This window comes from Paenibacillus sp. FSL H8-0317 (genome assembly GCF_045040685.1).
GTDB lineage: Bacteria > Bacillota > Bacilli > Paenibacillales > Paenibacillaceae > Paenibacillus.
Window position 1 is genome coordinate 1,475,281 of record NZ_CP150294.1, and the last position, 18,512, is coordinate 1,493,792.

Genomic DNA, 18,512 nt, shown 5'->3' on the forward strand with positions numbered 1-18,512 from the left:
ATTTCATTCATTTTCATAGATTCATCTCACAAGATACGTTGTCGAACCTTTTTCTTTTTTTTATAAAAGTAATCAACCGACGTCCTCAATCCATGTGCACGATCTGAAATTTACCTGTATTCCATACGTGTCCCATGCTGTTTTTACATTTCATATACATGCCGTACTTTCCCCAGAACTTTAATTCAGGTATCGCAGGCATCTAAAGCCTTTTATATGATACATAGCACCAAACCGATTGCCAACATTGGAGATCTTTCATGCCAGCATCACACACATTATGAGACAGGGAAGGGTGTTGTACGTATGCGAATGAGAAAAAAATGGATGTCCGGTGTTCTAACGATGGCTTTGAGTACCGTATTGGTGTTGTCTGGTTGCTCCAGTAATGAGAGTGGAGAGGCTACACCTGCTCCGGCGGAAGGAATCGACCCTCCAACCGAAACGGTAGCACAGGATACGATGATTATGGGCCGTGGTGGGGATTCGGTAGCACTCGACCCGGCGATTGTAACCGATGGGGAGTCGCTTAAGATTGGGCATCAGGTGTTTGATTCGTTGCTGGACTACAAGGAAGGTGGAACAGAAGTCGTTCCTGGACTAGCAGAGAGCTGGGAGATTTCGGCGGATGGGCTGAAGTATGTGTTTAAGCTGAAATCCGGTGTGAAATTCCATGATGGAACTGATTTTAATGCCGAGGCTGTTGTGTTCAACTTCAACCGCTGGGGTGATCCGGCGAGTGAATATAAATTCGAGGGAGATTCCTTCGATTATTACGACTCCATGTTTGGTCCAGAGGACGGACGTGTGATCAAGGAAGTGAAGGCGACCGACGAAACTACGGTGGAGTTCACATTGAACCAGCCACAAGCACCTTTCCTGCAAAATATTGCGATGACGCCATTTGGCATTGCCAGCCCAACCGCGATTCAGGAGAAAAAGGAAAACTTTAAGAGCGAGCCTGTGGGCACCGGCCCATTTGTATTCAAAGAATGGAAGCGTAACGACTCCATCACCCTGGAGAAAAACGCGGACTACTGGAAAGAAGGACTGCCAAAGCTGAACAAAGTGATCGTGCGTTCCATTCCGGATAATACCGCTCGCTTCAATGCCCTGCAAAACGGCGAGATTGATGTTATGGAAGACCTGAACCCGGACGATCTGTCCATTCTTGAAGGCAACAGCGAGTTACAGAAGATCGAGCGTCCACCGTTCAACGTGGCATATATCGGCTTTAACTTCAAGAAGAAACCATTTGATAATGTCAAAGTCAGACAAGCCCTCAACCATGCGGTGAACAAGCAGGCCCTTATTGATGCATTCTTTGCTGGACAAGCTGAGCCTGCCGTGAACCCGATGCCTCCAACGCTGTGGGGATACAACGATACCATTGAGGATTACCCATATGATTTGGAAAAAGCAAAAGCTCTACTCGCCGAAGCTGGCTTCCCTGACGGTTTGCCTGATCCGGTAACCTTCTATGCAATGCCGGTATCTCGCCCGTATATGCCTGATGGCAAGAAGGTAGCGGAAGCGATCCAAGCTGATTTTGAGAAAATTGGTGTTACCACAAACATTGAATCCCCAGAATGGGCGACCTATCTGGATGATGCGAAAGCCGGGGAGAAAGACGATATCTACATGCTCGGCTGGACAGGTGATAACGGGGACCCGGATAACTTCCTGTACACGTTGCTCGACAAAGACGCCATTCCGGGCAACAACCGCAGCTTCTATGTTAACGAAGAGTTGCACGTACTACTGACGGATGCGCAGAAAGAAACAGATCAGGAGAAACGTGCGGAGCTTTACAAACAAGCGCAGGCAATTATTAAGGAAGACGCACCGTGGATTCCTCTGGTACACACGACGCCAATTCTGGCGGGTAAATCGAACCTGAAAGGTTTCGTTCCTTCTCCACTGGGCACCGAATCCTATGCCGGTGCTTATTTCGAGTAAGCTGTAAGCTGAACTTATCAATTTCAGGATAAATGCGATCTGAAGATGGCACTACAGTTCGGAGTGATTACGTTTTAATTCTTTCTTTCAAAGCGCTGGTGAGACGAAATGCTTGGCAGAACCCACATCCGGACGTAACTATCCAAAGCATGCGTTTTTGCCGGCGCTTTTTATTTTGCACGATATGTCGAAGGCAGGTGAACAGGATTGAACAGCTATATTGTCAAACGTGTGCTTGTGTTGCTGCCCGTACTTCTGGGCATGACCCTGATTGTTTTTTCCATCATCCACGCCATTCCGGGTGACCCGGCCGAGACCATACTTGGGCAAAAGGCAACCGAACAATCCAAGCAGGCCCTTCGTGACCAGCTCGGTCTGGATAAACCCTGGTTCCAGCAATATTTCGCCTACTTGGGCGATTTGCTCAAAGGTGACCTGGGAACGTCTATCCGCACCAAGGTGCCTATTGCCCAGGAAATTGTGCCTTATCTGACAGCAACCCTTGAATTAACGATGGCGAGTATGTTATTTGCTGTCATTATTGGGGTGAATGCCGGTATTGTCAGTGCATGGAAGCACAACTCCTGGTTTGATTATTGCTGTATGGTCATTGCTTTGGTGGGTGTATCCATGCCGATCTTCTGGCTCGGTCTGATGGAACAATGGCTGTTTGCGAACAAGTTACAGTGGTTACCATCCATTGGGCGCATGAATGCACGTGATCCGGTGGAAGCCATTACGGGCTTGTATGTGCTGGATACGATGATTGCTGGACAATGGAATCAGTTGTGGACCGTAACGAAACATTTGATTCTGCCAAGTGTTGCACTGGGAACGATTCCGATGGCTGTTATTGCCCGGATGACGCGTTCCAGCATGCTGGAAGTGATGAGTTCCGATTACATTCGTACAGCAAAGGCGAAGGGGCTGGGTCCGTTTTTTGTTGTATATGGGCATGCACTCAAAAATGCGTTTATTCCCGTGCTCACGGTTATCGGCATCCAGACCGGATCGCTGCTTGGGGGTGCGGTGTTGACCGAAACGATCTTTGCTTGGCCGGGCGTCGGACGTTATATATATGAAGCGATTAGTTCGCGGGACTATCCGGTGATCCAGAGTGGGATTTTGATAGTGGCCTTCTTTTTCGTGGTGATTAACCTGATTGTGGACCTGCTCTACGCCGTGTTTGATCCACGGATCAGTTATAAATAGGGGATTTATCATTCATTCATATCCAAGAAAGGAGACGCCGCATGGCCAAATTATCAACCAATACCGGACCATCCATAGACGCTGCGTCGGCGAGCACATCCGGTCCATGGCGGGAAGCGTGGAGAACGTTTCGGAAAAATCGGCTTGCCCTTGCAGGTCTAATTATTATCGTGTTTTTTATCCTGTTGGCCTTCCTCGCGCCATATATCGCTCCTTACGATTATAAGGAACAGGTGCTGGTGGATCGGCTTCAGGCCCCTTCGGCAGAGCATTGGTTTGGTACCGATGATCTGGGGCGTGACGTGTTTTCCAGAGTGATGCATGGGGCGCGTATTTCATTATGGGTAGGCTTCTTCTCTGTTATTGGTTCCATTATCGCGGGCACGTTGCTTGGTTTAATTGCCGGATTTTATGGAAAATGGGCTGACATGCTTATCTCGCGTCTATTTGATATCTTGCTCGCCTTTCCCGGGATTTTGCTGGCCATCGCCATTGTGGCGATATTGGGCCCGTCGTTGCAAAATGCATTGCTCGCCATCGCCATCGTGAACATCCCGACCTACGGAAGGTTGGTGCGTTCACGGGTACTCAGCTTGAGACAGGAGGAATTCATTACGTCGGCGCGGACACTTGGAGCGGGTAATGGGCGAATCTTGTTTCGCCACATCTTGCCCAATAGTCTTACTCCGCTGATCGTGCAAGGTACACTTGGAATTGGGACGGCGATCATCGAAGCTGCTGCGCTCGGATTTCTAGGCATGGGCGCACAACCACCCGATCCCGAATGGGGTAAAATGCTGTCGGACTCCCGTCAGTTTATACAAAAAGCACCGTGGACACTGATTTTCCCCGGCGTTTCCATTATGTTAACCGTTCTCGGCTTCAACCTAATGGGCGATGGCCTGCGCGACACCCTTGATCCGAAAATGGTGAAAAAGTAAAATTTTCTAATCCTAACCGTAGTATCTTTCCCTATGCCGGTTCGAACTTTGGTTCGAGGCGGCTTTTGTTTTACTTGCTGGATTACGTTAAAATGATTGGTGATGTGCAAAAGTCGAAGGGTTATTCGATCTTTTTGTTAAAATAACCGCCTGCGTATTGACACCCAATTTTCCCATATGTTATATAAAAGGAAGGGTTTAGCACTCCGATCATTAGAGTGCTAACAAATGATGTTTTTACTGTACGCCTACATATGGAATGATTCTGTTTTTGAAAATAGAGATTGAACCTGAGTAGGACATGCGAAGCCAAGGAAGCAACAGACTTGAAGTAGCATTCCACGTTTAAGAGATATCACTTCATTGATGTGCTCTATCCTAAAAAATCAGTGCTGATCAGATGCAAAAGTAGTGCAGGGGACGAAATCGATTTGGAGGAAGCAGAGCGTTCGCCTTTATCACCGGATTTCTCCCTTTTAAAAAGGGAATCAAAGAAATCTGGGGATAACAGCGATCCGAAAAACGATTCGTAACCGGAACGGCTACATTGCAGAACGTCGTGCACTTATTTTTAACAATGAGCCAGTTAGAAGTGAAGCACAATATCTGTGGACTAGAGCGATCGAGTTTTTAAGTCTACTAATGGCCGCAGGATTATCTCAGTTACTTTCTATTTTCAATCAAATCATTCGATATCCCAATTTGAAAGGAGTCCAACCACTCATGGCTAAAAAAGAATTCCAGGCAGAATCCAAACGTTTGCTGGATATGATGATCAACTCCATTTACACCCAAAGAGAAATCTTTTTGAGAGAATTGATCTCCAACTCCAGTGACGCCATTGATAAAATTTATTACAGAGCACTTACGGATGATGCGCTCGTTTTCAACAAAGAGGATTACTTCATCAAACTCACGATTGACAAAGAAAACCGCACGCTCACACTGACGGATACCGGAATCGGGATGACGCAGGAAGAGCTGGAGAACAACCTGGGGGTTATCGCGAAGAGTGGTTCCTTGGCGTTCAAGAAGGAAAATGAAGCTAAAGAAGGCCACAACATCATCGGACAATTCGGGGTTGGTTTCTACTCGGCATTTATGGTGGCGGACAAGCTCACCGTAACAAGTAAAACGCTGGGCAGCGACGAGGCTTGGAAATGGGAGTCCGAAGGTGCGGATGGTTACACGATCACACCAGCTGAGAAAGATTCCGTAGGTACGGAAATCGTCCTGACGATCAAAGAAAATACCGAAGAAGATTCTTATGACGAATTTTTGGAAGAGTACCGCCTGAGATCCATCATCAAGAAATACTCCGACTTCATTCGCTACCCGATCAAGATGGATGTAACGGGTCAACGTCCGAAAGAGGGCACGGAGAACGAGTTCGAGGAATACCAAGAAGAACAAACCGTGAACAGCATGGTGCCGATCTGGCGTAAAAATAAAAGCGAATTGACCGAAGAAGACTACACGAACTTCTATATGGAAAAACGCTACGGTTTTGACAAACCGCTCAAACACCTGCATATCAGCGCAGATGGCGCAGTGGTATACAATGCAATCCTGTTTATTCCGGAGAACACGCCGTTTGACTACTACACCAAAGAGTATGAAAAAGGCCTTGAACTTTACTCCAACGGTGTATTGATCATGGATAAATGCGGGGATCTGTTGCCAGATTACTTCGGATTTGTCAAAGGTATGGTGGATTCGGAAGACCTGTCCCTGAATATCTCCCGTGAGATGTTGCAACATGACCGTCAGCTTAGCCTGATCGCGAAGAACATCAAGAACAAAATCAAGAGCCAACTGCAAAGCCTGCTGAAGGACGAGCGTGAGAACTACGAGAAGTTCTACCAAGCGTTTGGACGTCAGTTGAAATATGGCGTATACAGCGACTATGGTGTGAACAAGGATACATTGCAGGATCTGCTGTTGTTCACGTCTTCCAAAGAGAGCAAGCTCGTGAGCCTGGACGAATACGTCTCCAGAATGCCGGAAGATCAGAAGTACATCTATTATGCATCCGGTGAATCGATTAGCCGTATTGAGAAGCTGCCACAGATCGAGGGTGTTCTTGAGAAAGGGTACGAAGTATTGTACTTTACCGATGACATCGACGAGTTTGCAATCAAGATGATCACGAACTACAAGGAGAAAGAATTCAAATCTATCTCCAGTGGTGACCTGGGTATCGAAGATAGCGCGGATAAAGAAGAAACGGACGCGCAGGACAACGACAACAAAGAGTTGTTTGAAGCGATGCAAGCTCAATTGGCGGGTAAAGTCAAAGCGGTTAAAGCTTCCAAACGTCTCAGAAGCCACCCGGTATGTTTGTCCACCGAAGGTGAATTGACGATTGAAATGGAGAAAATCCTGAAAGCTATGCCAAACAGCGAAAACGTACAAGCCGACAAAGTGCTCGAAATCAATGTAAATCACGATGTCTTCAAATCGTTGAAAGACGCTTTCGCACAGGATCAGGAAAAGCTGAACCTCTACACCAGCCTCCTGTACCACCAGGCATTGCTGATCGAGGGATTGCCAATTCAAGATCCAGTAGAATTCACCAATGATATCTGTAAGGTTATGGTGTAATACCGTTGCACCCACCATCTCCACCCCGACAGGGCGTTTCAGTCCTGTCGGTTTTTTTTGTTTTTACCAACAACGGGGAGGGCGCGGGGGAGGCAGACTATCATTGAAGCAAATGATGATATTTTCTAAATTGAACTTGATTTTCACTCGATTTTTTAGCGAGTTGAATGATGAATACCATTATGTATTATAAGGACAGCAAAAGTAGTGAAGGGGACGGAATCGATTCTGAAGAAGCGAAGCGTTCGCCTTTTTCTCCGGGTTTTTCCCTTAGTAAAGGGAATTCAGAAAACCTGGAGACAACAGCGATCAGAAGAACGATCCGTAACCGAAACGGCTACCTGGTGTCACAGTGAGTACTTATGGTTGTTCTGCTATGGGAGCGAGCATATGTGAATAATGAGTTCAATTTTAATCATTATCATTTAGATGCACGGATGATAGTCTGGCAGGGTATAATAAGAGAAGATGACTGTTCATCACAAATTGATGTAAGAAGAGATGACAATCACAGACAGGTTTTACTTTTCGAAACCACAGATGTTGTGTATAATCACTCAAAATAGAGACAGTCGGCTAGGAGTGATCCCCATGCAATGGAACGATCTGAGAGAACATAGACAATATCCTGAATTAACCAAATTGGATGGATCTCGTGCAGCGTATGAACGGGACTATTCGAGACTCATTCATTCACCGACCTTCCGTCGGTTACAGGGCAAATCGCAGGTGTTTGGCGCAGGAACGGGTGATTATTATCGTACTCGTTTGACCCATTCCCTGGAGGTGGCACAGATTGCCCGAGAAGCTGCCCGAAGCCTAATTCGCCGTTTTCCCGAGGTGGACTGGGACCGCGCGGACAACCCCGGTCTTATTATTGATTCAGAAGTGGTGGAGTGCGCTGCAATCGCACATGATTTTGGCCACCCGCCGTTTGGACATAAAGGTGAAGAAGTATTGGATGGCATTCTGGATGACCTCATCAACACCGAGGCTAAGAAAATCATGAAAAAAAGCCGCAGCGCCAAAGTTCCCAAGGTGGAGTCTGAAGTCCGTGCCGAGTTAAAACGGAAATACGAGCATTTTGAAGGCAATGCGCACAACTTCCGTCTCATTATGCACTTGGAGAAGCGTGAAGATATCGATGGACTGAACCTGTCTGATGCGGTATTACTAGGAATCAACAAGTATCCGTACCCTGGGACAGAGAGCAAAAAAGGCATGTATCATCATGAGTGGCAATATATTCGGGAGATCCGTGATCGCTGGAACGTGCCGGCAGGCAAGAAGACGCTGGAAGCACAGTTGATGGACCTTTGCGACGATATTGCGTACTCCTCGCATGACTTGGAGGATGGCATCAAAGCAGGCAAAATTGAAGTACATGAGCATTTCCTGCAAGATCCGCATGTGAATCGACTGATTGTGGATAAGATTACAACGCTGGAGGATCTGTTCTGGAACGGATGGACCCGAGAAGCGATTGGGCAAAAGGTAGAAGAGGTCCTCGCTTCGTTCCTGCGCATCTGGAATGAGAAGATGCCGTTCTGCGAGCATGATTACTCGCGTACCCGTCGTGAGGTGAAAGCCTACTGGGTGAGCTTTTTTGTAGGCAGCCTGGGCGTTATTGACGACGGCGACTGGAAGAAGGTAACTTTTGTCCGTGAAGGGGCTGAAGACCTTGATATGCTGCGTACGGTGAGTGTGCTCAAGAGTTTTGCCTGGGTGACCATGATTCGTGATCTACGTGTGCAGCGGCTACAGAAGCGCAGTGAGTGGATGATTAAGCGATTATGGGATGCATTCCTCGATCCGGAAACGTCCAAATCCATTATTCCATCCGACTGGCTGCAACGGTATGAGAAGGATCAAGCCAAAGCCCAGCCGATCTGGACTTGGGAACACATGGTGATCGATTATATCGCAGGTATGACGGATGCATTTGCCGAGAAAATATATAATGAACTCTACGGTCTGAAGGTGGGTTCGATCTACGATCTGGATTAAAATTAACCGATATAAAGGGAGATGAGACGCGTGGCTAAGCGAATGAGTGAGACGTTCAGTCTGGGCGTACTTGACCTTGTTCCAAGGTTAAACGATGCCACAGCGGAACAGGCGCTTCAACAATCGGTGACACTTGCGCAACATGCCGAGGCTTGGGGATACGCCCGATACTGGACGTCAGAGCATCATGATATGGCTGAACTGGCATCGGCCTCTCCCGAAGTACTGTTATCGCACATCGGAGCAAGGACAACAACGATCCAACTTGGCTCTGGTGCGGTCTTGTTGCCACACTACAGCCCACTCAAGGTTGCGGAGTCGTTCCGCCTGCTGGCTGCGCTCTATCCGGGGCGCATCGAGCTTGGGCTCGGACGTGCTCCGGGCGGTGGACCTCATGCCACGATGGCACTTAGTGGCAATTACTTGCACCATGTATCCAAACTGCCTGAATCGCTCGCAGCACTCACAGAACTGCTCGAAGACCGCTACATGTACGAGGATCATCCCGTGACAGCTCGTCCGATTCCCGAGCTCCCGTTATCACTCTGGATGTTGGGAACTAACGTGAAGAGTGCAGAATTTGCGGCTCGGTTTGGCATGGGATATGTATTTGGTCAGTTCATGAGTGATGCCGATGGTACAGAGGCTGTAAGGCGATACCGAGAAGGATTTATTCCTAGTGCAACGATGAAGGAGCCTGAGGTTATGGTGGCAGTCAGCGTATTGTGTGCCGAGTCAGAGACGGATGCTTTGGGCTGGAGTCTTAACATGGCGGAGAGACGTAAGCTGGATGGAAAAGAACGTTCGACCGGGCCGAATTCAAGTGGTATCGTGGTCTCTAACACGAATGATGTAGCCGTTAGTGATCAAAATGAATCGGTACGGCACTATGCAGGTACACCTGAGCAGGTATGGGCGCGATTGCAACAGGTGAGTCGCAGGCTGGATACGGAGAGGTTGCTTCTGGTTACGGCGGGACCAGATTATGAGCGCAGGTTGGATTCATATCGATTGCTGGCTGAGCATAAGACAGCAATACTGAACTAGGCTGATCGCTTTATGAAGGTAGCCGTTGAAATCCGAACAAACCGAAGAGCTGCAGATCGGGACTTTACCGTATGCTGCAGCTCTTCAGTTTGGACTTTGTCAAGATTCAACAATCTCTTACAAAATCAAGCATCTTAATGACAAAATAATGTTATAATACTTTACGTCTATTTTCCTACCGATATAATATAGATAAGTTCTTTTGACAAGAGGTCAATAGAAGGGGAAAACAATGACAAACGCACCTGTATTCGGGATGACCGAAGAGGTCAAGGGGGAAATCATATGTTCAGCAGATTCAAGATCAAGAGTATCGGTCTGCGTATCAGCATCGCGTTCTACTTGTTAATCCTCTGTTTAATTGTTTTGAGTGTCACGATTGTCACCCGGATGAATTCAATCGAAACCAATACCAATGAAATTACGAACAATTGGATGCCATCAATCCAGCAAATTAACCGGTTAAATTATACCACAGAGCATGTCCTGTCACTAAGTTATCGCCACTTTGACGCGGAAGAGACAGACAAGGCATTTTTGTCAGAAGAGCGTACCAAGTATATTCGTGAAACGACGCAGGCGATTAAAATCTATGATCAGCAGGAGAAGTCTGCGGATGAGCTCGAACATTGGACAGCGTTCAAGAACAAATGGGAAGCGTATCTCAAGATTAATACGCAAGCGATCAAGTTGAGTGATGAGGGGCAGACACAGCTGGCGAAGGAAGTAGCTGATAAAGGTGCTGATTCCTTTGACACCATGCAAGTCGACCTCGATTATCTCGTGGAATACAATCAGGAACAGTCCAATCTTGCGGCGGCCCAAACGATCAGATCGGTACAGGATGGTAGATTAATCATCATTATCGGTGTTCTTGTTATGATTGCCATTACAGCGATCAGCATTCCAATTATTCGTTCACAGGTCGTGAAACCACTGCTGCGTGTCATTAGTGCGGTGAAACTGATTGCAGAAGGCCAATTGAATGTTCAGGACATACATACCAAACATGAGGATGAAGTCGGTGTTCTGGCCAAAGCGGTGAATGACATGAAAGGTAACCTGACTTCCATGGTTCTGAGCGTCAGACGAATTGCCGAAGCTGTCAATCTGCAAAGTGGGGAACTGGCAATATCCTCAGAAGAGGTTAAGATAGGCAGTCGGCAAATTGCTGTGACCATGGAAGAGTCAGCCAAGGCCGCAGAGAGCCAGGCAGAGACAGCCGTGGAATCAGCCCGTACGGTTGAAGTGTTGAATGATCACATTCAGAATCATACGGAACAAGGCAGCCAGCTGCGCGTCATGTCGGATCTTGTACTGGAACAAGGTCTGAATGGTCGCAAGGTGATGGAACAGTCGGTGCAGCAGATGCAACAGATTTCCGGTTCAGTCTCGGCTTCCATGAACAAGATGGAACGGTTGAATCGTAAAAATGATGATATTTCCAAGCTGGTTCAGGTCATTCATGACATTGCACGCCAAACCAATTTGCTTGCATTGAATGCTTCCATTGAGGCAGCACGTGCGGGAGAGAGTGGACGCGGATTCGCCGTAGTGGCATCAGAAGTGAGGAAGTTATCTGAGGCTGTGCAGACTTCGGTTGAAGAGATCACGGCGATTACCGAGGATATTCAGCAGGAGTCACAAGGGGTGGTTGCGGAATTACGTACGAACGTTCAGGAGACCGAACTGGGTCAGGAACATGTGCTTACTTCAGGTCAACTCTTCCGTACAATTAATGAATCGGTGGAAGGCATGGTTGGTGTCATCGGCACGATGACAGATGGACTGGGAGGCATGCAGGAAGCAAGCGGACGAATGAATGATTTCAGTCAGCAGATTTCCGCTGTTTCGGAACAATCGGCAGCGAGTGTGGAAGAAGTTTCTGCATCGGCGGAAGAGCAAGTAAGTTCCATGGAAACGATTAGCGGCAACATTCAAAGTCTGAAAGAATTATCGGAAGATTTGCTTACATCCATTGAAAAATTAAAAATATAACCTTCTCCTTATAATAGAAGAAGCTGGAATCACGCAGGTGGCGATTAGTGAGAGTCTCAAAATAAAGTAAGGCGTTCCTCAACAATGGGAACACCTTATTTTTTTTCTTTCCAAAAAGATACGTGCAAGGAAATGGATAGTTGTCTAGGAGCCTAACATTGTATACAATGGCTACCTGAAGCAAACGTTTGAGTCGTATTTGATATGTCTTCAATGAGCTTACTATTTATATAGAAGAAACATGATTAATGAAGGAAGGAGAGGGGAATTTTGCCTGATGAAACACTTGGTATGTACGCCACTTCTGGGAAACACCTCTACACCTTTGCTTGCCACGAGAACGAGCAAGAACTATGCATGCTGGAGCTGAATACGCTGCTTGAACCGAGTTTGGAGATCCGTATGGATATGGGGTCATATGTGTGGTCTGAACGATGTACTCCACCTGGACGCAGTCCTTTTATCCATGGCAGACTGGACGTGATCGGCGAAGGGGGCAGCGTGACTGATCTGCTTCCTTTTGCCAGGGATATTCATCTGTTGCCAGAAGAGACATTTAAGGTGATTTGTTTGAAAGAAGGGGATCAAGCCCCTGATTATGCACAGTCTCGTCAACTGGAAAAAGAAGTTGGCATGTGCATTAAAGGCAAGGCACAGATGAAACAACCTAAGGTGACTTTCGGCCTAATCCGAACAGGAGAAAAATGGATCTTGGGCCAGTGGACAGAAGCGGATCGATCATGGCAGATTCATCGGCAGAAGCCGCAAAATTACTCAACTGGATTTGGCATCACGCTTGCGAGAGCGCTGGTTAATATTGCTGTTCCGAGAGTAGAAAATCATCGATTGCTTGATCCATGCTGTGGTATGGGAACGGTTGTGATTGAAGCTTTATCCATGGGAATTGACGCAAAAGGTAACGATCTCAATCCTCTGGCTGTCCGAGGTGCACGTATCAATCTGCCGCATTATGGATATGATTCGGATCGAATCACACTCGGGGATATGAATGAACTGCAAGATTTGTATGATGCAGCAATTCTGGACATGCCCTATAATCTCTGCTCTGTACTTCCGGATGCTGAGCAACGAGCCATGCTGGAGAGTTTGCGCAGATTGGCAAAACGGGCAGTGATTGTTTCCACAGAGTGGGTAGAAGAGCACTTGTTGGAAGTAGGATGGACTGTAAAAGAGTACCGAACAGTACATAAAGGCACGTTTGTACGTCATATTTGGCTGTGTATGTAAGCGTAAAAAAACAAAAAATCTACCTCTAGGGAAATTTCCAGAGGTAGATTTTTTTATTGCTTACATATCCATTGAACTAACAGTTTACACTAGAACGTAGAGGACAGAAATATTTCTTTAGTTCCATTGATATCGTTGATCTGATTTGCACAATATTGCATGGGAACGGGTGTTTGTGTTAATATTTATGACTATAATCCACAAGGTTCAACGGCAGAGTATCGCCAGCGACGTAAGCTTCCAGATTTTTGACGAAAATATCGACTGCTCGATTCGTGTATTGCTCTGTACTTCCTGCGATATGAGGCGTAATTAACACGTTATCCATGCCCCATAGCGGGTGGTCTGCAGGAAGAGGTTCTTCTTCGAACACGTCCAGTGCAGCGAAGGCAACTTGGCCGTTTTGGAGTGCATTCAGCAACGCTTCCGTTTTCACACTGGGGCCACGGCCCACATTAACGAAGCAGGCACCGGATCGGAACTGCTCAAATGCAGTTTGATCATATATATGTTTGGTTTCATCAGTTAGCGGTAAAATGTTAATTACATAATCGCCCTGGTTCAAGGCTTCATGTAAACCGGTCATGTCGTACATTTGGTCCACATTGGAGACATCCTTACCTGAGCGGCGAACTCCGATCGTGCGCATGCCGAGTGCTTTGAGAATACGGGCTGTTTCCGTACCGATCTCGCCTACACCAACGATGACCGCTGTTTTGCCATGCAGTTCTGGCAGTGGTTGGGCAGGAGCTTTCCATTCGGCCTGCTGTTGATGCAGCATAGCTTGTCTCAGCCAGCGACTGTGGGATAACATCATGCCCAGAATAATTTCGGTGATTGGAATCGCGTGAACTCCATTTGCACTGGTGACCTGAACGTTTTTTTGTTGCAAATCTGCGAAGGGGAGATTGTCCACACCAGCAGACCAGACCTGAACCCACTTCAACAGGCTGTCCTGTTTTAATGCATGTTCTGTGACGAGTGGGGACCAGCCGAGAATAATCTCAGCTTCTTTCAACTCAGCGGGGTCCAATTCCTTGGCTTTTCCGAATTTCAGGGTGTATCCCGGTGCAGCATTCTGAATGCGTTGTTGCTGTTCTTCGGATAGAGATGGAAAACATACAATTTTACCCATAATGTGTGGTCCTCCTGAGATAAATAGTTTGATGAGTTTGATAATTAAAGTGTATCAGATTTGATGTTGGATGTGCATTAAGGTGGGAAATGCAGGAATCTAGCCTTATTTGCAAATGGTTATATTTGTGTCAATCTATACTTACCCAACTTGAAACGATATGTATAGTTATGAAATAATAGAGCGAACTTTAGAGAGGTGTATGCAATGAATAACCAATCACATCAGGATCAATCATCCCGACGGGAAAGATTGTTTGTAGCAATTCGTCTTCCTGTTGCTGTTCAGCAGTCTCTTCAGATGGATGCGAGGCTTGTACAGAACAAGCTGGATTTTCGTAAATGGACAGATCATAGAGATTATCATATAACCTTGCAATTTCTGGGGGATACGTTAGTTAGTGACATCGGACACCTGCGAAAAGCATTGCGCTCAGCAACAAGCGGATTTCAGCCATTTGAACTTCAGCTTTCGAACTGGGGTACATTTGGACTTGAAGAAGCCCCTAAAGTACTTTGGAAAGGTGTTAGCGGAGAGATAGAGCACTTGTTTTCATTACAAAAACAAATCGTGCAGGCGACTTCGCCCCTTGGGTATGAAGCTGAATTAAGACCGTATGCTCCCCATATTACCGTTGCCAGAAAATATCTGGGACAAGTTCCAGGTAATGAGAATAAAGGGGTATCTGGCGTGCTTCCGGAACATTCCACAGGTGCTAATTCATGGATGGTGGAGGACATTGTACTTTATGTGACAAGGCTGGGGCAATCGCCAATGTATGAGGTCGTGGATACGTTCACTTTTTCCTGATAATCATTTTTATGCCATAAAATCACATTGACATAACGTTTATCCCTATGTAATATTAGCCAACGTTATTCAAATTCTTTTTTTTGGGTTACTTAGTTAAGGGAATTGTTTCGACAGGAGGAATCTTCGAATGAACATTATAAGCAAAAATCGTTGGGTAGCACCGATGTTATCAGTGCTGCTTGTATGTATAGTGGGGGTAAATGTCGTTCAGGCGACGGGGAAGTGGAATGAAGCTAGTGATAGTAAACAGATGACCGAACTTGCGGCTTCTGTGCAAAATAACCAAACATCTACGCAAGAAGAGAGGCGCATGATGGAAGATGGGACAAGTCTGTCCTCTAATCTGTCTGCCCAAACCGTAGCGTGGACTGAATCTCTGCCAGCGAAGAACTGGCTTACGACTGCTCAGGAAGAGCAGGAACTGCAAGAAGCGAAGGCCAAGAACAAAGCTAGAGCGGTAGCTGCGGCCAAAGCCAAAAAAGAAGCTGCACTGAAATTGGCCAAAGTGAAACGTGCCAAAGAAGTTGCTGCTGTAACAACTCCCCCCCAAAAACTATACTTTACACGGACCAAACTTCTGAACCAGGAAGACTCGAAACTCGCAACCTGGTCATACAGTGTGTCCGATAAAGAACTGCATCTGCTGCAAAAAATCGTCATGGCAGAAGCAGAAGGTGAACCGTACGAAGGCAAAGTGGCAGTTGCCAATGTTGTCTTAAACCGGCTGCGGTCAGCCAATTTTCCCGATACCATTTACAAGGTCATCTATCAGAAATCCCAGTTTAGTCCTGTAGCGAACGGACGTATGAAACGTGTGGTTCCTAACGAGGACAGCATCAAAGCAGTGAATGCTGCGTTGAACGGGAAGAAGGAAGTCGCCGATGATACGTATTATTTCTTATCATTGACGCTTGCCGACGATCTGACAGTTGCCCGCTCGCAGAAAAAAGTAAAAACGATCGGTCATCATACTTTTTACAAGTAATCGACCCGTAAATTCTGCAAACAGGCAGGGTAGTTAACTGTGTGGGCATCACACGGCCCTTGAAAAAGCCTGAATCGTAGTTTTATTTCGTTATTTTAAAATATCGTTATACTCTAAATTACCCTTTTTTCTGCCAAATCATACGGTGGAATTAGTGAAAATAAAAGAAGGTTCCCTTCCAAAAATTCGGAAGGGAACCTTCTTTGTATATCTTGAGTAATTGTCTTGTGCCCTATAACACCTCGTGAGAGCTGTTCTATAGGCCCCTAGAGGCGTCAGAATGGTATTCTGGTACCTGACAAGGACGTGGCAGCAATTCCGGCTGTGAAGCGCTCCACGGAGGTTGTTGTGACTTCGGCTGTAGTCGGGAACAATAAGTTATGAACAGCTTGAGCACAGCACTTCGGATCATAGGCCGACTGATTACCTGAAATATGTGCTACGTTCAGCGGGCTTTCAGTTTGAGTAGATACCTGCTCAACTAGTTGTCTGAAACGATTGGTGATCACGTCGGCAGAATGAATGACCTGGCCGTATCCGGCTTGTACAAAGTATTCACAGTTCTCTTCCTCTTGACCTGCAATCGGAGGAATGAACAACATCGGTAGACCCTTGGCCAGTGCTTCGGTGCATGTCATGCCACCTGGCTTCGTAATCAGCACATCGGATACATCCATCAGTTTGCTTACTTCCCGTGTATATCCCAGAATACGAATATTCGGATGCTGGAAGCAAGGCATTTCCTTCATTTTTGCGATCATTTTTTCATTGCTTCCTAGACAAAAGACCAATTGAACACGATCTGCCCAGGACGTGAGAGCTTTCATATGGTCCTCATCAAACGAAAGTCCCCATCCACCACCCATAAGCAGCGCCGTAGGCATGTTCTGAAGCCCCATCTCTTCCCGTAGCTTCACCTTATCTCCTGCTTCCCAGAAGTCTGGATGCACAGGGATTCCCGTGATCTGAATATGGGAGGGATCGACGCCCCGAATCTCAAGCAATGCTTTGACCTGAGGGGTAGAGACCAGATATTTGTTCACTTCCGGATTAATCCATGTTCCGTGCACGTCATAATCCGTCACGACCGTATAGAGCGGGATATTCAGACCCTGGCGTTTGAGCCGGGAAATGACCGCATTCGGAAAAGGATGGGTACAGATGACCGCATCGGGTTTCAGTTGGGATACGACCTGTGCCGTCTGTGTATAGAAAATTCGGTGCAACGCCAGCTTGGTAAAACCATTTAATGATTTATTGTACTGTGTGCGGTACAACAGGCTGACCAGTTTGGGTTGAACCGATAGTGTCTTTCGATATGCAGAGAAAATTAGTGGAGCTACCGTTGGGTTCAAAAATTTGCCTAGTTCAATGACACGACTGTGAACATGTGGACTGACTTTTTTGATGCCATGTGCCAGCGCATGAGCGGCCTGAGTGTGACCGGTACCGAAACCTTCCGATAATAAGAGCACTCTTGGTTTTCGCATGAGTTCACCTTTATTCATAAGTTTTAATTCAAAATGAAGATATTCATTGTTTATTCTAGCTAGGGAATGCGTTATTACATGAATATACATTGAAGCGTAAAATCATGTTTCTTCTATGAATATTTACACCATATATCATACAATGAGACAACCTAAACTTCATTATATATACGTATTATTTGAGTCATCTTACACTATAGACGACGACAGAAGTAGTTTCCACTGCATTTAGGTTAAAAAATATTAACACAATTTTTAAAATGTTAGGGTTGCAATCTGTTTTCGAAGGTGGTATTGTAGTTTTTGACCGAATGACCGAATCGTATTTCTGGTCATTTATGTAGAGCGATTGAACCATGAATGTGATTAAAGGAGGGATACGATGGCTCCGATTGACAGGAGACAGCAGGTTATTCATGCAGCAGCCCAGTCGTTTGCCATGTTTGGATACAAAGCAACGACGATGGATCAGGTTGCCAAGATTGCGAACGTTGGCAAAGGAACGATCTATACGTTTTTCACCAATAAGGAACAATTGTTTGATCAGATCCTGATAGAAGTGATTCAGGAAATGAAGAACATCGCGCATCGTGAAGTACATCTGGAAAGTGCATTTTTCGATAATCTGTTCCGGGTACTGGATGCATTGTTAGAGTTTCGTCGTGATCACGACCTGCTCGTTAAGTTATCTCAGGAGCTGAAGGACTTTGGAACGCTGCAGGCCAAGGAAGGTTTGGACAAGGTGGAGAAAGTAATCTCCGATTTTCTGGCTAAGGAGCTTGAGAAAGCAAAAGACAATGGAGAGATTCGAGATTGTGATCCGCAAGTCGTCGCATTTATGATGATTCGCCTGTACATTGCACTCACCTCAGACTGGAGCAAACAACATCAACCGCTGAGCAAAGAGGAAATCAAGACTTACTTTCGCCTTTTCTTAATGGAAGGAATTGCTGCTATAACGTAATCCGAATTTATATCTACTATAATATATGGATTATCACGCGTATCAAGCAGGGAGGCTTGTCGGAAGACAGGTTGTTTTTTTGTCCTAAAATGACCGTTTGAGGAAAGTG

Annotated in this window: 13 protein-coding genes; 11 read left to right on the top strand and 2 right to left on the bottom strand. The window is 46.2% G+C overall.

Annotation, left to right across the window (positions count from 1 at the left end):
- Positions 1-312: 312 nt before the first annotated feature.
- The 8 genes from MHB43_RS06650 to MHB43_RS06685 all read left to right on the top strand — a co-directional run bounded on the left by MHB43_RS06650 (position 313) and on the right by MHB43_RS06685 (position 13,016).
- On the top strand, positions 313-1,959 hold the full coding sequence (locus MHB43_RS06650) for an ABC transporter substrate-binding protein (RefSeq protein ID WP_339182655.1): 1,647 nt from the start codon (positions 313-315) through the stop codon (positions 1,957-1,959).
- 207 nt (positions 1,960-2,166) lie between these two features.
- The gene (locus tag MHB43_RS06655; protein ID WP_017690144.1) at positions 2,167-3,171 is read left to right on the top strand and encodes an ABC transporter permease; all 1,005 of its coding nucleotides are present in this window, start codon (positions 2,167-2,169) and stop codon (positions 3,169-3,171) included.
- A gap of 41 nt (positions 3,172-3,212) precedes the next feature.
- On the top strand, positions 3,213-4,112 hold the full coding sequence (gene nikC / locus MHB43_RS06660; protein WP_076209596.1) for a nickel transporter permease: 900 nt from the start codon (positions 3,213-3,215) through the stop codon (positions 4,110-4,112).
- Between the two features lie 723 nt (positions 4,113-4,835).
- The gene (gene htpG, locus MHB43_RS06665) at positions 4,836-6,716 is read left to right on the top strand and encodes a molecular chaperone HtpG (RefSeq protein WP_339182661.1); all 1,881 of its coding nucleotides are present in this window, start codon (positions 4,836-4,838) and stop codon (positions 6,714-6,716) included.
- 591 nt (positions 6,717-7,307) lie between these two features.
- Entirely contained in the window at positions 7,308-8,723 is a 1,416-nt protein-coding gene (locus tag MHB43_RS06670; protein WP_076209597.1) for a deoxyguanosinetriphosphate triphosphohydrolase family protein, read from the top strand.
- Positions 8,724-8,744: 21 nt separating this feature from the next.
- Positions 8,745-9,770, top strand: a complete 1,026-nt coding sequence (locus MHB43_RS06675; RefSeq protein WP_221819106.1) for an MsnO8 family LLM class oxidoreductase — start codon at positions 8,745-8,747, stop codon at positions 9,768-9,770.
- Positions 9,771-10,055: 285 nt separating this feature from the next.
- Positions 10,056-11,768 carry a methyl-accepting chemotaxis protein gene (locus tag MHB43_RS06680; RefSeq protein WP_405131582.1) on the top strand — a complete coding sequence of 571 codons (1,713 nt, stop codon included), beginning with the start codon at positions 10,056-10,058 and terminating at the stop codon, positions 11,766-11,768.
- A 270-nt stretch (positions 11,769-12,038) separates the two neighbouring features.
- Complete coding sequence (locus MHB43_RS06685; RefSeq protein WP_260632579.1) at positions 12,039-13,016, top strand: TRM11 family methyltransferase; 978 nt, start codon at positions 12,039-12,041, stop codon at positions 13,014-13,016.
- A 178-nt stretch (positions 13,017-13,194) separates the two neighbouring features.
- Here MHB43_RS06685 and MHB43_RS06690 read toward each other — a convergent pair whose 3' ends face one another.
- Positions 13,195-14,151 carry a D-2-hydroxyacid dehydrogenase gene (locus tag MHB43_RS06690; protein ID WP_221819108.1) on the bottom strand — a complete coding sequence of 319 codons (957 nt, stop codon included), beginning with the start codon at positions 14,149-14,151 and terminating at the stop codon, positions 13,195-13,197.
- A 207-nt stretch (positions 14,152-14,358) separates the two neighbouring features.
- On the opposite strand from MHB43_RS06690, the gene thpR reads away from it, so the two are divergent.
- Entirely contained in the window at positions 14,359-14,961 is a 603-nt protein-coding gene (gene thpR / locus MHB43_RS06695) for an RNA 2',3'-cyclic phosphodiesterase (RefSeq protein ID WP_221819109.1), read from the top strand.
- Between the two features lie 130 nt (positions 14,962-15,091).
- The gene (locus tag MHB43_RS06700) at positions 15,092-15,949 is read left to right on the top strand and encodes a cell wall hydrolase (RefSeq protein WP_091033869.1); all 858 of its coding nucleotides are present in this window, start codon (positions 15,092-15,094) and stop codon (positions 15,947-15,949) included.
- A gap of 275 nt (positions 15,950-16,224) precedes the next feature.
- Here the strand turns inward: MHB43_RS06700 and MHB43_RS06705 are convergent, their stop codons facing one another.
- Positions 16,225-17,439 (bottom strand): MGDG synthase family glycosyltransferase, encoded by a 1,215-nt coding sequence (locus tag MHB43_RS06705; RefSeq protein ID WP_221819331.1) that lies wholly within the window; start codon positions 17,437-17,439, stop codon positions 16,225-16,227.
- A 382-nt stretch (positions 17,440-17,821) separates the two neighbouring features.
- Between MHB43_RS06705 and MHB43_RS06710 the strand changes: the two genes are divergently transcribed.
- Complete coding sequence (locus MHB43_RS06710; RefSeq protein ID WP_237176596.1) at positions 17,822-18,403, top strand: TetR/AcrR family transcriptional regulator; 582 nt, start codon at positions 17,822-17,824, stop codon at positions 18,401-18,403.
- Positions 18,404-18,512 lie beyond the last annotated feature (109 nt).

Bases quoted from the DNA above. Each gene is read 5' to 3' on its own strand.
- MHB43_RS06690 (WP_221819108.1), bottom strand. From the start codon at position 14,151: ATGGGTAAAATTGTATGTTTTCCATCTCTATCCGAAGAACAGCAACAA.
- MHB43_RS06705 (WP_221819331.1), bottom strand. From the start codon at position 17,439: ATGCGAAAACCAAGAGTGCTCTTATTATCGGAAGGTTTCGGTACCGGT.
- htpG (WP_339182661.1), top strand. From the start codon at position 4,836: ATGGCTAAAAAAGAATTCCAGGCAGAATCCAAACGTTTGCTGGATATG.
- MHB43_RS06650 (WP_339182655.1), top strand. From the start codon at position 313: ATGAGAAAAAAATGGATGTCCGGTGTTCTAACGATGGCTTTGAGTACC.
- MHB43_RS06675 (WP_221819106.1), top strand. From the start codon at position 8,745: ATGAGACGCGTGGCTAAGCGAATGAGTGAGACGTTCAGTCTGGGCGTA.
- MHB43_RS06670 (WP_076209597.1), top strand. From the start codon at position 7,308: ATGCAATGGAACGATCTGAGAGAACATAGACAATATCCTGAATTAACC.
- nikC (WP_076209596.1), top strand. From the start codon at position 3,213: ATGGCCAAATTATCAACCAATACCGGACCATCCATAGACGCTGCGTCG.
- MHB43_RS06710 (WP_237176596.1), top strand. From the start codon at position 17,822: ATGGCTCCGATTGACAGGAGACAGCAGGTTATTCATGCAGCAGCCCAG.
- thpR (WP_221819109.1), top strand. From the start codon at position 14,359: ATGAATAACCAATCACATCAGGATCAATCATCCCGACGGGAAAGATTG.
- MHB43_RS06700 (WP_091033869.1), top strand. From the start codon at position 15,092: ATGAACATTATAAGCAAAAATCGTTGGGTAGCACCGATGTTATCAGTG.
- MHB43_RS06680 (WP_405131582.1), top strand. From the start codon at position 10,056: ATGTTCAGCAGATTCAAGATCAAGAGTATCGGTCTGCGTATCAGCATC.